Here is a 13,742-nt window from a genome sequence, read left to right as displayed (position 1 = left end):
TAAACAACAAACAGCGCTTAAATAAAAAAATATAGGTTTATTATTCTACACAATAAATTAGAGCTATTAATAATATGTTAAAAAAAATAGACAGACTTGTCTGTTTTTAATTTTTTTATATATATTTGTACCTTGAAACATTCAGAAATTAAAAATAGAATTATTGAAACAGCCTCATCTTTGTTTTATAAGAATGGCTATAATGCTACAGGAATAAATGAAATTATTTCTGAAGCAGGTATTGCTAAGGCAACACTATATAATCATTTTAAATCGAAAGAAGATATTTGTATTGCTTACTTGCAATTTAAAGACACAACTTTTATTGAAAGTATTAAAGAATATACAGCCTCTAAACCAAAAGGAAAATTACAAGTATTAGCTATTTTTGATTTTCTTGAATTATTCTTTAAATCTAATGAGTTTAATGGTTGTTGGTGTATAAAAACAATTTCTGAAATTCCTTTAGATAATAAAAAAATACGAAAAGAAATACAGCTTCAAAAGAAAGTATTTATTCAATTTATTTCAAAGCTTATAGCAACAAATATTACAACAATTAAAGAAGAGGAATTAGACTCTAAATCTCGAAAAATATATTTATTATATGAAAGTGCAGTAGGAGAGAGTCATTTACATCAAGCAAACTGGCCAATTAAAGAGGCAAAAAATCTTTGTTCTTATTTATTAGAATAAAAAAATTTACACAATAAAAGACAGACTTGTCTGTCTGTTTAACATTAATTAATAATTAAAATAAAAAAATGGAAAATTTAACAAACAAAGTAGCCTTAATTATTGGAGGAACAAGTGGTATTGGGAAAGCAACAACAAATGCTTTATTAGAAAAAGGAGCAACAGTACATATTGTAGGAAGAAATATAAATAAAATAGACGATACTGCTAATTTGGTAAAGCATAAAATTAACATATCAAATATAAGTGAAGTAACAGCTTTAATCGCAAAAATTGAAGCTTTAGATAATTTAGATTACTTGGTTAATGCATCTGGTATTTTTGGTCCTAAACCTTTTTTAGATCATACTATAGAAGATTATAACTCTTACTTAGATTTAAATAGAGGTTTCTTTTTTATTACCCAAAGTGTAGCTAAAAAAATGAAAGCTACCGGAGGTGGTTCAATTGTTAATGTTGGTTCAATGTGGGCAAAACAAGCAGTAAAAGCAACTCCTTCAGCTGCATATTCTATGCAAAAAGCGGGATTACACTCTTTAACAAAAAATTTAGCTATGGAATTAGCAGATTATAATATTCGAGTAAATGCTGTTTCACCTGCAATTGTGAATACACCAGTTTACCACGATGTATTTGGTGGAAAAGAAGAAGCTAAAAAAGCATTAACAGGCTTTAATGCTTTTCATCCAATCGGTAAAATAGGTGAGCCCGTGGATATTGCAAACAGTATTTTATTTTTACTTTCAGATAAAACTTCTTGGGTTACTGGTGCAATTTGGGATACTGATGGAGGTATTATGGCAGGAAGAAATTAAAAAAGTACAATAACAATGTATAAAAACTTAGGGGTATTTAAGTTAAATTTATAGTTTTATGTACATAAATAAAGTTAGAAGTAAATTTTTTTTGATAAGGTTAAGTAATACATCAAAAAAGAATGCTTTTTTACGCCTATGTTGTTATACAAACTGTTGTAATTAATTAAAAAATAATGAAAAAAAATATACTAATTTTAAATATCTTACTGTTACTAACAGCTTGTAATTCTAAGAAAGAAGAGCAAAAAAAAGAACACTATTTTTTACCGCCACCAACAACTTATAACTATAAAATTGTTGATGGGCATAAATTATTTTATAGAGAAGCTGGAAATTCAACAAAACCTACAATAGTATTATTGCATGGATATCCATCTTCCTCTCATTCTTATAGAAATTTGATTCCAATGTTGGCAACTCATTATCATATTATAGCGCCAGATAATCTTGGTTCTGGATATAGCGATCATCCAAGTACAGATAGTATTAAATATACATTTGACCTACTTGCCGATAAAACCGATAAGCTTTTAGAAATGTTAGATGTTGATGAGTATGTGATGTATATGCAAGATTTTGGAGCTCCTGTTGGTTATAGAATGATGATGAAAAAGCCTGATAGAATTAAAGCTCTAATAGTTCAAAATGCTAATGCATATCTTGAGGGTTTAACACCTAAAAGACAAGAGTTTTTTAGAACTGCCCAAACAGATACTTCTCAAGAAAAATATGAATTTCTATATACTTTAACTAGTAGAGATGCTATTATTAATAAACAATATTTATTTGATTTAGATTCAACAAATTATAATATTCAAAGTCCTGATGCTTGGGTTCATGACTTAGCATTTTTAACATCAGAGAATGATCGACGCATTCAAGTGCAGTTATTTCAAGATTACAATAATAATTTAATTCGTTATCCTAAATGGCAAAAAATGCTTAAGAAAACTCAACCAAATACGCTAATAGTTTGGGGTGGTAAAGATTTAAAGTTTAACGCTAACGGAGCTAAAGCTTATTTAAATGATTTGCCAAATGCAGAATTACATCTTTTAGATGCAGGACATTTTGCTGCTGAAGAAAAAACAGTAGAAATAGCAAAATTGATATTAAATTTTCTCGAAAAAATAGAATAAACGTTAGAATTGAAGCCTATAAAAATATATTTTATATTTTAATGGGCTTTATTAATTTCGATTTTGTTAGTTTATTTATAACACTATATAAAAACTAGTTTATCTACAGTAAAACTAGTTTTTCACATTTCAATAAATACAATATAATCCATTTCAAAAAAAGTATATTTGCTCAGAATTTAATTTAAAGTATTGTGCAAACATATTTTCAGCATTTTTCTACTTCTATAAGTACGTTTAAATTACCAAGTAAGTTTACCTTCCCTTTTTACTATGAACCACATCCGTTATGTGAGTTAGCGGCTAGTGAAGTACAAAATTATTTAAAAACACAAACAGATTTTAAGCATAATTTTGGGTTAAATAGTTCTGAAAAAGAACCGGGTATTGGTAAAATGTTTGGGGTGTTAATTGTACAAAATCAGTATAATGAAATTGGATATATTTCAGCTGTTTCAGGGAAATTAGCTGGAAAAAACATACATAAAAAATTTGTTCCTCCAGTGTATGATATGCTCACTAAAGATTCTTATTTTTCACAAGAGGAAACCATTTTAAATAGCATTAATTTAGCGATAGAAAATCTTGAAAATAATGCTGAATATCTAGAACTACTCGCACAATATAAATTAGAACAAAAAAAAGCAACCATTGATATTCAAGAAAAAAAAGCAGCATTAAAAGCTGCAAAACAAGATCGAGATATACGTAGAAAAAAAGCTAAAGAAGAATTGTCTTTAGAAGCTCAAACTACGTTAAATATAGCATTAAATAAAGAAAGTTTAGAGGCTAAGTATTTTTTTAATAATGTTAATCGTTATTGGGAACATACTTTAAATACCATCACTAAAAAATTATCGGTTTTTACTAATAAAATAGCTGAATTAAAAGAACAACGTAAAACAAAATCAGCTGCATTACAGCAGTATTTATTTGAACAATATAAATTTTTAAATTCAAAAAAAGAAGTCAGAAATTTAACCGATTTATTTTTAAAAACTACAGAGCAAAATATACCAGCAGGTTCAGGAGAATGTGCAGCTCCAAAATTATTACAATATGCTTTTTTACACAATTTAAAACCTATTGCAATGGCAGAGTTTTGGTGGGGGCAATCGCCAAATAAAGAAATTAGGAAACACAAACAGTTCTATCCAGCCTGTCAAGGAAAATGCAAACCTATTTTGTCACATATGCTAGAAGGAATTGAGATGGATACAAATCCTATGTTGCAAAATCCTGCAATTGGTAAAGAACTCGAAATTATTTTTGAAGATAAAGATTTGATTGTGGTTTATAAACCAGCAGATTTTTTATCGGTTCCAGGAATTCATATTCAAGATTCTGTATTTACACGGATAAAACAACAAGTAAAACAAATTTCAGGACCAATTATTGTACATCGGTTAGATATGTCTACTTCTGGTTTGTTAGTTTTAGCCAAGAACAAAAAAATACATAAATCTCTACAAAGTCAGTTTATTAATAAAACAGTAAAAAAAAGATATACAGCATTATTAGATGGTATTGTAATGGATAAATCTGGGACTATAAATTTACCTCTTAGGGTTGATTTAGATGATAGGCCTAGGCAATTAGTATGTTTTGAATTTGGGAAGCCTTCAGAAACAAAATGGGAAATTATTGAACAAAAAAACGGAAAGACTAAAGTGCATTTTTATCCAATTTCTGGACGAACTCATCAATTAAGGGTTCATGCCTCTCATAAACTGGGTTTAAATATTCCTATTGTTGGAGATGATTTGTATGGAAGAAAATCTGATAGATTGTATTTGCATGCTGATACACTAGAATTTATACATCCTACAACAAAACAAAAATTGATTTTTTATAAAAAAGCCGACTTTTAATACACTTGTATTTTTATTTAGGACTACTAGACGTAGATAATTTTATAATAGAATTACTATAAAAATAGATTTGCTAGAATAGAATGATTCTAAAATATAAAAACACTAATTTTAGATATTAGATTTTTTGAGATTAAAAACTGCAAAATTTTCTAAACCGAATGTTCTAGACCTAATAAAATTCTAAAATTTGAATATAAAATATAAACTGTTTGGGTTATTTTTTAAACAAAATAGCAAGTTAGAATGCCATAATGTACTTTTAACAACCAATACTTACTATAAAAATCTTTCGAAAGAAAATAAAAAAAATTTTAGAATTAGAACGCTAATATTTCTCGAGACAACTAATTTTAATTCTGATCCTGAATTTCATTTAGATAAGAGTATGAAAATAATTATTTCAAGTGCTTTTGTACAGATTACATTTGGATTAAAAATTAACACACTTAATATATTTAATAATATTTTTATTACTCCAAGATCATATTCTTATAAAAACAATACGGCTATTTTTGATGGAGATGTAAATTTATATACCAAAAAAATTAATATGTCATGGCCAGCCATAGAAAATGGATTTAAAATTCCTGATGACGCAATAAATTTATCGATTCATGAATTTGGTCATTGTTTAATTTTTGAAAATACTAAAAGATCGTATTTATCTAAAATTTTTAAAGAAAAGAGTTTTAATCAATGGAAAAAGCAGGCAGAATATAAGTTTCAAAAAATTAAATTAAATAAAAATAAAGTTTTAAGAGATTATGCAGGAACAAATCTTATGGAGCTTTTTTCAGTTTCACTTGAAACTTTTTTTGAAAAACCAGAGTTTTTTGAAAAAAATGAACCTATTTTATATTTAAGTATGGTCAAGTTATTTAAACAAGACCCAAGAAATAAATTAAACCCAATTATTAAGTAATTAAACGATTATAAAATTGTATTCTAAATAAGAATATGCATAAAATTAAAATTTATATTAAAAAATAGAACAGATGAATTTATTAGGACTACTTGGATCTTGGCCAGTTGGATTATTTTTGATGACACTAATATTAACCATTTTAGCTTTAATTGAAATATTAAAAAGTGATTTTAAAGATAATGACAAAATTATATGGATTGTTGTTGTATTATTTTTCAATTTTATTGGAGCCATATTGTACTTTGTAATTGGTAGAAAACAGCGATTGATAAAATAAGATTCAAAATTTTTTAGTTTTTCAATGTTGTTAATTTTATATTTATAATAAAAATATTTTGAGCTAATTAAACCTTATTCAGTTATTTAAGTCTAAAATTTAAATAGAATTAAAACATGAGTAAATATAATTTATACGTTCTTATTATAGTATGTTTAATTTCGTGTAATTCAAATGATAATAATTTTACCAGCGAAAATTTAGAGAGTACTCCAGTTATTAATAAGCCCAAAGGTGTCTACACAAGTTCTTTTGGAAATGAAGCAGCATTAGATAATAATCAAGTTAATGGGGCATTAATTCGCGTAACTTGGAAAGATATAGAACCATATGAAGGTGTTTTTGATTTTTCAAGCATAGAACAATACCGAAATATTATTAAAACAAGAAATTTAAAGTGGAGTTTGGCTATTATTGCTGGAGGTGATAGCCCAAATTGGTTAATTGATTCTATTGGGGTTGATTATTTTGAAATAACAGGAATTGATTCCACACTAAAAAGAATTCCTAAAATTTGGGATGCCAGCGTTAATGAAAGATTTGCATTACTTGCTGAAGCTCTTTCAAATAATTATGCTGATGATGAAGATTTGACTTTAATTTATGTACCACAAATGACTGTGAATGGAATTGAAGGTCATTTTAATGGTGTTAGTACTAATCAACTTTTAAATGCTGGTTTAACGTCTAATAATTGGGTGAATGCCGTTAAAGAAACAGCTATAATATTTGCAAATGCATTTACAGAAAAGGCTATTGCCGTTGAAGTACACGATATAATGGGAGAGACCGAAATTCCTAATAGAATTATTACAGATTTATGGAATGAACCTTCATTAGAACATCGTGTGGGTGCTGCAATGTGGTGGATTTCGGGAAAAACAACCTATCAGCCTAATTTAGTAAATGCTTTAATAGAATTTCCTGGAGATATTTATGCTCAAGCAATTGGGAGATCAGATCAAACTTCAAGATTTGAAATGATAGTTATACAACTATTTTTGAACAAGCAAAAACATTAGGTGTTAGATATATTGAACTTTGGGAATATGAGTTTGTCAACAATACTTTTCCTCAAGAATTTGAGAGTTTTAATGATTATGCAATTACTAATTTTGATTAAATTACACACCTAAAGTATACAATACGGATAGGATAAAATAATATGAAAAAATATATAACATTACTACTTGCTATAATTTTAATAGCATGTAATTTTAATACATCTAAAGAAAAGGAACAAGTTGAAATTACGACTGCAAATGAGACTGAAAAATTTAAAGAATTAAATTCTGAAGAAATAAATCAATTATTAAAATTAAAGGAGGATGATTTTTCAGCAAAAGATGTAATTAAACTATATTATCCAATTGAAATAAATGAAGGAGAGGGGAATGAAACAATTGAAATATCAGAAAAAACATTAAAAAATGGTAATACCCTTGTAACTTTAATTCATGATAACCTTTTAGATGATTCTATAAAAGCAAAGAAGTATATTTTAGAATTAAAAAATGAAAATAATAGATGGATTGTTATTTCCATAAAAAATAGTTGGAAGTGTAGGGAAGGAAGAGGGCATACTAATTGGGGTATAGAATTGTGTAAATAAATTTTAATGCTTAACCTAGTTTACTAATTTGTTTTAATTTTTGACTATTAATTATTTCTATTTTTCTGTCTGAAACTTTAATAATTTTTTCTTTATTAAATTTTGACAAAGTATTAATAACGCTTTCTTTAGAATAACCAAGCATATTGGCAAGATCTTTTCTAACCATTGGAATTTTAAAAGAATTACTGTTATAAATTTCAGCAAAATCTAACAATAGGATTGATAATGCACCATCAATGTTTTTTTGCGATAAGGTTGTAATTTTATGAAATAAGCTATTTGAAACTCCTGACATATGTTTAATAAGATCTAAAGCAAAATTACCATTAGTTTTAATAAATTTTTCAAATATGGTTTTATTTATGAAACTTACTTTTGTTTTCTCTAAAGCAGTAGCAGTAAAATCAAAATTTTTAAAAGCAAAGCAACAGATAATACCAATAAAAGAGTGCGATTGAACTAAACCAATAGTGTATGGTTTACCATTATTAACAATTTCAAGCTTAACCAGACCATCTACTAAGTACAAGATGTGGTTAACAGCCATACCTCTTTTAATAATTATTTCTCCTGGGTCAAATTCAATATCATTTTTATTTTCTAGAAGTTCGTTTTGTTCTTGTTTTATTAGGCTATTTAAACAAGTTTTTGCGCTTAAAAAATCGAAATTAAACACGGTTTCTTTACTTATAAAATCAGGCATAGTTACAACTATTTAATTCTACATCTAATAGAATGTAAAATTACATCATTCATAACTAAAAATACCTTTTAAACTAACTATTTTATAAGTAGAAATCATAGTATTTTTAAATGAGAGTTATTTAAAGTGGAATATGTTTGTTTTATTGGTTTTAAATTAAAAATGAATTGTTTTTTTAATGTAATATTAATTTTTTAAGAACAGAAAATTAGTTAATATTTTATAACTCTTGATTTGATTTTGTAATATTAATATTTGTATTACAAAAAAGAGGTTATACTAAGAAAAATCTTAATATAACCTCTTTAAATTTTAAAGTTATTTTTTACTTAACAGCCATCAATTCAACATCAAAAATTAATGTTGCATCAGGAGGTATTACTCCACCTGCACCTTGGCTACCGTAAGCTAATTCTGAAGGTATTACTAAACGAGCTTTATCTCCAACGTTTAATAATTGAATTCCTTCATCCCAACCAGGAATAACTTGTCCAACACCAATAGTAAAATCAATAGGTTGTTTACGTTGGTATGAAGAATCAAACACTTGACCATTTAATAATTGACCTTTATAATGTACAGAAACCATGTTTCCTTTTTCAGCTTTTTTACCGTTACCTTCTTGTAAAATTTTATAACGTAATCCGCTAGGAGTTTCATCGTAACCAGCAGCGATCTTATCCATTTCTGCTTTCATAGCAGCTTTAGCTTCAGCTTCTCTTTTTGCTCTAGATCCTTCAAAAACTCTAAAGGCTTCAACTGCATTAAATTTTTCAGCTGCTTCTCCAACTCTAATAATTTCAAGAGTTTCTATAATATCATTCTGAGCAATACTATCAACAATATCTTGTCCTTCAACAACTTTTCCAAAAACAGTATGCTTGTTATCTAACCAAGGAGTTGCAACATGTGTAATAAAAAACTGACTTCCATTTGAAGCGGGTCCAGAGTTTGCCATAGATAAAATACCTGGAGCATCGTGTTTTAGTTCTGGATGAAATTCATCATCAAAACTATAGCCTGGAGAACCTGTTCCTGTACCTAAAGGGCAACCACCTTGAATCATAAAATCGGCGATAACTCTATGAAATTTTAATCCGTTATAGTAAGGTTTACCTTGTGGTTTTGCATTGTTTTCTAAATTACCCTCTGCTAAGGCAACAAAGTTACCAACAGTACCAGGTGTTTTTTCAAATTCTAAGTTTACTAAAATAGCACCTTTAGAAGTGTTAAATTTTGCGTATAATCCGTTATCCATTTTCTTATTTTTTTAAACGAAGCAAAGATACATACTTTCATTTGAAATAAAAGAATATGAGATCTTATAATTGCGTTAAACTTGGTCTAGAATTTTAAATAACTGTCTGTTCAATAACGTTTCATAAAAAATAGTTGTTATTTTTTATTATTTAAACTGTTATAAATAGGTTTAATTTTAAGGGTAGTTTAATTTATGATTTTTAATTGTATTATATTTTAAACAATAATTAGCTTAGTTTTACAGTTTAAATATTGATTTTCAAATGTTTTTTTATGCAAATACAGTTTAAAATAAGTATAGAATTTTTGGTAATGTTTTTAATAATAGCATTTATTTCTTGTACTTCAGATAAGAATAATTCAGAAGAAGTTATTATTGAAGAAGAAGAGGAGGAAGTTATTATTGAACCAGAAGAAACTGCTAATATTTTATGGAAGAACTGGTATTTATCGGTACCGATTAATAGAGGTAATGGAAGTGCTACTTCTATTTTTTACGAAACCATTGAAAATGATGATTTAACATCAGAACAATCAAAATTTTTTTATAAAAACTCAGATGGAAGTTATACTATGTATACAAAATTTACGGGTTTTACAACTTCTGGTGGACCTTACGATTTAGATGATGGAAAATATTGTAGAACAGAATTGCGTGAATTTTGGAGAGGAAATCAGACAACTTCAGATAATTGGTCAATGTCAACAGGAACTCATATTCTAGAATCTACTATTCAAGTAGTTTATTGTGAAGGAACTGGGCAAACATATGTTGCACAAATACATGGAATTGAAACTACAGGGGTAAATGGTTCGCCAGCTACCGTTAAAGTGCAATGGAAAAATGGAGATCTGGTTATTGAATATTATGTAAAACCAGATGATGGTGAAGATTGGACAAGTAAATTTGATGAGAAAATTACCATTGGAAAAGTTGACAATGAAAAATTTACTATAAAAATAAAAATTGAAGAAGGTAAATTGTATTATGCTTTAGTATGTGAAGCAAATAGTATTGCTATTGATTATACTTTTGTGTTTGATTATGTTGAAAATGGTTATTTACACAATAATTATTTTAAAACAGGTAATTATTTTAAATGGAATAAAGATTACGAAGCATCGGCAGAGGTTATTTTACATAAAGTTGTTACTTCTCATTTATAATGTTTTACACTAATAAAAAAGCCTGAATTCTAAATACAGAATTCAGGCTTTTTTTAAACAATTAATTTAAAAATATTAATTATTTAACTCTTTTAAAATTTCTTCAATAGCTTTGTCTAACTGTGGTTGTTTTCCTGTTAAACGATCTTTAAAACTTTCTCCAATATAAATATCTGGACTTACACCTTCAGTTTCTAAATTTTGACCATCTAGCGTATAACAACCCCAAGAAGGTAATCTGTATGACGATCCGTCTACCAAGCGTTTTCCAGAAGTAAAGATAATCCATCTGTAAGTTTCTGTTCCAATAATTTTACCTAAACCAAGTTCTTTAAATCCGGCAGCAGTCATTTCAGCATCAGATAAAGATTGTTCGTTTATTAATAAAACAATTGGTTTGTCCGAATACCCAAAGTTAGATTGTTTTGCTAATTTTCCTTCTCTATATTTCCAGTTTAAATATGTTTTCTGACTTAAAAAACGAAGTACTTCATCGTGTACATTTCCACCTGTATTGTAACGTAAATCTAATATTAATGCATCTTTATTAGCTTCAGTACTAGAAACTAAATCTTCTTTAAATTTTTGTAGTTCTCCACCAGTCATATTTTTCATATGTACATAAGCAATACGATTATTGGATTTAGTATCTACATACTCTTGGTTTTTATCTTGCCATTCATCATAAATTAAGTCTCTAATATTTCCACTTGATGTAGGGTGTATGTTTACATCAAATTCAGAATTATTTCTTTCAAAAGTTAATGTTAATTCATTTAAAGCTGCAGGCACACTAAAGTAACGTTCTCTATTTGTAGATGTATCTACTTTTTCTCCATTTACAGCAACAAGTACATCTCCTTTTCTAAGGTTTTTTCCTGTAATATCTGAAGGGCTTTCAGTTACAATATCACTTATTTTATAAGGGTTATTGTTGTCAAAAACAATACCTGTAGCTATAGATTTTGTTCCGTAAAAAGTAGCTTCTTCTTTTCCGTTAGAATTAAAACCAAAGTGAGAGGTGTTTAATTCACCTAACATATCATTAAAAATAAGTCGTAATTGAGATCTATTTGAAATATATGGTAGATACTCAGCATATTGATCTCTTAGTTTTTGCCAATCTTGTCCATGAAAAGTTTCGTTGTAAAAATTTTCTTCCATACCAGCCCAAGCTTCATAATACATTTGATTAAACTCTTTAGATAGTGATAATTCAAATTTTGAGTCTACTGCAATTACTTTTAATTTATTTCCAGTAATATCTAATTTGTTAATATTTCCACCAACTAAAATATAAGCATTCTTTTTAGCTTGTACTAATTGGTAATTTCTAATTGGTTTATCACTAATTTTAACCGTTTTATTAGTTTCAAAAGGTTCTATTGTAGTTTTCCAAAGTTGAGCTTTACCTTCGCTATGGTTAGAAATATATAAAATATGTGTTTTTTTATCTTTTGTTATGATTGAAGGGTTTTGTTGTTGTCCAAAATTAGGGCTAATTTGTGTTAAGCGATCCATCAATCCTTTTTTGTTAATAGTTACTTTTACTTCTTCCTTTTTAGGTTTTTCTTTAGTTTTAGAATCTTTTTTATCTTCCTTTTTAGGTTCTTCTTTAAATAGTTTAGAAACTTCTTCAAGCTTAAAAGGCGCCTCAAATTTATCTAGAGCCATTCGATAAATTTTAGAATTAGAAGTTCCAAACGGATAGCTTGGTTGTATTCTATCTGATGAAAAGTATACATATTTACCATCTGGAGACCAAATTGGTTGAGATTCAGAAACTTTTGTATTTGTTAAGTTATCAATTGTTTTAGAAGTAATATTATAGGTAAAAACATCTGTTTCAAAATCTCTGTAGGCATTGTAAATTATATAATTATCGTCTGGAGAAAAATAAGGGTTTGAATTGTTAAAGGCCCAGAGTTCATCATTTACAATAACTTCACTTTTAAAAGTAGCTAAGTCAAGCAAGCAAATTTCGTTTCTACCACTTAAATATACTCCTTTTGAAAGATCGCTATTGAATGAAATTTGACGGTTGTTTTTAGCAACTTTAGTAAGTTGTTTTTCTTCTGAATTTTCTTTAGCATCAATTGTAAACCAGTTGTAATATCCTTTGTAGGATTGTGAATATAATAAAGTTTTATTGTTTTTTAACCATTTTACCTCTTGTACAGCTTCGTTTGGATTTGTATTAATTTCTCTTATAAATTTTCCTTCAATATCTGAAATAAATAGTTTACCTCTAGATATAAATGCCATTTTTTTCTCATCTGGAGAAATATCGAAATTGCTAATTTTTCCTTTTATACTGTATGATTGCTCTTTTTCTAAGGTATTATTTTTTATGCTATTTATAGTTGGTTTAGAAGTTTTTCCTGTTGCTACATCATATACATAAATTTGATAATCTTTTCTAAAAACAATTTTTTCCCCATTAGCACTTACCTTTGGCCACATAATGGAAGTTTTAAAAGTAGTTAATTGTTTTTTTTCTCCATTTTGAAGTGTATATAAATTGTATTCTCCATTAGCTTCATCAGATTTAAAGTATAAATTACCATTTTTATCAAATGTAGCTCCAAAATCTTTACCTCTATATGTTGTGTGTTTTTTAAATTCTTTTGTTTTTGTATTGTACGATTTTATATCTGGATTGTAATCTCCTTTATAGCGTTTTCTATGAGCAAAACGTCCACTTTCCCAACTTTCATTAAAATAAACTTCATCATTTACAGGGTTTTCAACTAGATTATGAACTGTGTTAAAATAATGTTCAAAAATTCTTTTAGGTGTTCCACCATTAATATCAATGCTGTAGGTTGTAATATTGTTATATCTGTTAGAGGTAAAGTATATTTTTGAATTATCCCAACTCCAAGAGCTTACTTTATCATTACTATCATTAAAAGTTAGTTGCGTAATAGCTCCACCATTAATTGGCATTATATAAACATCATTATTTCCAAATTGATTACTAGTAAATGCAACCCATTTTCCATCAGGTGAAACACTAGCATCTGTTTCATTACCTTGCATTGCCGTTAATCTTAGAGCAGTTCCACCTTCTATAGCAACTTTCCATAAATCACTATCATAACTATAAATAATAAATTTAGCATCGGGTGTTAATGTAGGGTGTTCGGTAAAATAGGTTTCTTCTGATTGTGAATAACTTATAAAAGTTATAAATAATAGCAATAAGGATAGGTTTGCTTTTAAAAGTTGCATAATAAATTTTTTAGTTAATAAATAATTGTAATAA

The 13,742-nt window shown here is 27.5% G+C and carries 12 protein-coding genes; 9 read left to right on the top strand and 3 right to left on the bottom strand.

The genetic code is table 11. The features are described from left to right. Window positions 1–132: 132 nt before the first annotated feature. The 8 genes from MHL31_RS04150 (at window position 133) to MHL31_RS04115 (ending at window position 7,341) form a co-directional block, all read left to right on the top strand. Complete coding sequence (locus MHL31_RS04150; protein WP_240227819.1) at window positions 133–696, top strand: TetR/AcrR family transcriptional regulator; 564 nt, start codon at window positions 133–135, stop codon at window positions 694–696. Window positions 697–764: 68 nt separating this feature from the next. After that, on the top strand, window positions 765–1,511 hold the full coding sequence (locus tag MHL31_RS04145) for an SDR family NAD(P)-dependent oxidoreductase (protein WP_240227818.1): 747 nt from the start codon (window positions 765–767) through the stop codon (window positions 1,509–1,511). A gap of 176 nt (window positions 1,512–1,687) precedes the next feature. Beyond that, the gene (locus tag MHL31_RS04140; RefSeq protein ID WP_240227817.1) at window positions 1,688–2,653 is read left to right on the top strand and encodes an alpha/beta fold hydrolase; all 966 of its coding nucleotides are present in this window, start codon (window positions 1,688–1,690) and stop codon (window positions 2,651–2,653) included. Window positions 2,654–2,847: 194 nt separating this feature from the next. Beyond that, the gene (locus MHL31_RS04135) at window positions 2,848–4,524 is read left to right on the top strand and encodes an RluA family pseudouridine synthase (RefSeq protein WP_240227816.1); all 1,677 of its coding nucleotides are present in this window, start codon (window positions 2,848–2,850) and stop codon (window positions 4,522–4,524) included. Window positions 4,525–4,714: 190 nt separating this feature from the next. Further along, window positions 4,715–5,449 (top strand): zinc-dependent peptidase, encoded by a 735-nt coding sequence (locus tag MHL31_RS04130; protein WP_371824137.1) that lies wholly within the window; start codon window positions 4,715–4,717, stop codon window positions 5,447–5,449. A 73-nt stretch (window positions 5,450–5,522) separates the two neighbouring features. Further along, the gene (locus MHL31_RS04125) at window positions 5,523–5,729 is read left to right on the top strand and encodes a PLD nuclease N-terminal domain-containing protein (RefSeq protein ID WP_240227815.1); all 207 of its coding nucleotides are present in this window, start codon (window positions 5,523–5,525) and stop codon (window positions 5,727–5,729) included. A gap of 116 nt (window positions 5,730–5,845) precedes the next feature. Then, the gene (locus MHL31_RS04120) at window positions 5,846–6,751 is read left to right on the top strand and encodes a hypothetical protein (protein WP_240227814.1); all 906 of its coding nucleotides are present in this window, start codon (window positions 5,846–5,848) and stop codon (window positions 6,749–6,751) included. A 143-nt stretch (window positions 6,752–6,894) separates the two neighbouring features. Further along, on the top strand, window positions 6,895–7,341 hold the full coding sequence (locus tag MHL31_RS04115) for a hypothetical protein (RefSeq protein WP_240227813.1): 447 nt from the start codon (window positions 6,895–6,897) through the stop codon (window positions 7,339–7,341). Between the two features lie 10 nt (window positions 7,342–7,351). Here the strand turns inward: MHL31_RS04115 and MHL31_RS04110 are convergent, their stop codons facing one another. Then, window positions 7,352–8,047, bottom strand: coding sequence for a Crp/Fnr family transcriptional regulator (locus tag MHL31_RS04110; protein ID WP_240227812.1), 696 nt, complete (start codon window positions 8,045–8,047; stop codon window positions 7,352–7,354). A 325-nt stretch (window positions 8,048–8,372) separates the two neighbouring features. After that, the gene (locus MHL31_RS04105; RefSeq protein ID WP_240227811.1) at window positions 8,373–9,305 is read right to left on the bottom strand and encodes a peptidylprolyl isomerase; all 933 of its coding nucleotides are present in this window, start codon (window positions 9,303–9,305) and stop codon (window positions 8,373–8,375) included. Between the two features lie 275 nt (window positions 9,306–9,580). Here MHL31_RS04105 and MHL31_RS04100 point away from each other — a divergent pair, with 275 nt between their 5' ends. Then, window positions 9,581–10,474: a polysaccharide lyase family 7 protein gene (locus MHL31_RS04100; protein ID WP_240227810.1), complete on the top strand. Its 894-nt coding sequence runs from the start codon at window positions 9,581–9,583 to the stop codon at window positions 10,472–10,474. Window positions 10,475–10,549: 75 nt separating this feature from the next. On the opposite strand, the gene MHL31_RS04095 is transcribed toward MHL31_RS04100, so the two are convergent. Next, on the bottom strand, window positions 10,550–13,708 hold the full coding sequence (locus MHL31_RS04095) for a S41 family peptidase (RefSeq protein WP_240227809.1): 3,159 nt from the start codon (window positions 13,706–13,708) through the stop codon (window positions 10,550–10,552). Window positions 13,709–13,742 lie beyond the last annotated feature (34 nt).

The organism is Lutibacter sp. A80, from assembly GCF_022429645.1.
Taxonomy (GTDB): Bacteria; Bacteroidota; Bacteroidia; order Flavobacteriales; family Flavobacteriaceae; genus Lutibacter.
Note: the sequence above shows the minus strand (reverse complement) of the source record. Positions and strands in the feature narration are given on the sequence as shown.

What these genes read in the sequence shown, in the direction of transcription:
- MHL31_RS04145 (WP_240227818.1), top strand. Translation starts at nt 765, where the DNA reads ATGGAAAATTTAACAAACAAAGTAGCCTTAATTATTGGAGGAACAAGT.
- MHL31_RS04140 (WP_240227817.1), top strand. Translation starts at nt 1,688, where the DNA reads ATGAAAAAAAATATACTAATTTTAAATATCTTACTGTTACTAACAGCT.
- MHL31_RS04125 (WP_240227815.1), top strand. Translation starts at nt 5,523, where the DNA reads ATGAATTTATTAGGACTACTTGGATCTTGGCCAGTTGGATTATTTTTG.
- MHL31_RS04120 (WP_240227814.1), top strand. Translation starts at nt 5,846, where the DNA reads ATGAGTAAATATAATTTATACGTTCTTATTATAGTATGTTTAATTTCG.
- MHL31_RS04115 (WP_240227813.1), top strand. Translation starts at nt 6,895, where the DNA reads ATGAAAAAATATATAACATTACTACTTGCTATAATTTTAATAGCATGT.
- MHL31_RS04110 (WP_240227812.1), bottom strand. Translation starts at nt 8,047, where the DNA reads ATGCCTGATTTTATAAGTAAAGAAACCGTGTTTAATTTCGATTTTTTA.
- MHL31_RS04105 (WP_240227811.1), bottom strand. Translation starts at nt 9,305, where the DNA reads ATGGATAACGGATTATACGCAAAATTTAACACTTCTAAAGGTGCTATT.
- MHL31_RS04100 (WP_240227810.1), top strand. Translation starts at nt 9,581, where the DNA reads ATGCAAATACAGTTTAAAATAAGTATAGAATTTTTGGTAATGTTTTTA.
- MHL31_RS04095 (WP_240227809.1), bottom strand. Translation starts at nt 13,708, where the DNA reads ATGCAACTTTTAAAAGCAAACCTATCCTTATTGCTATTATTTATAACT.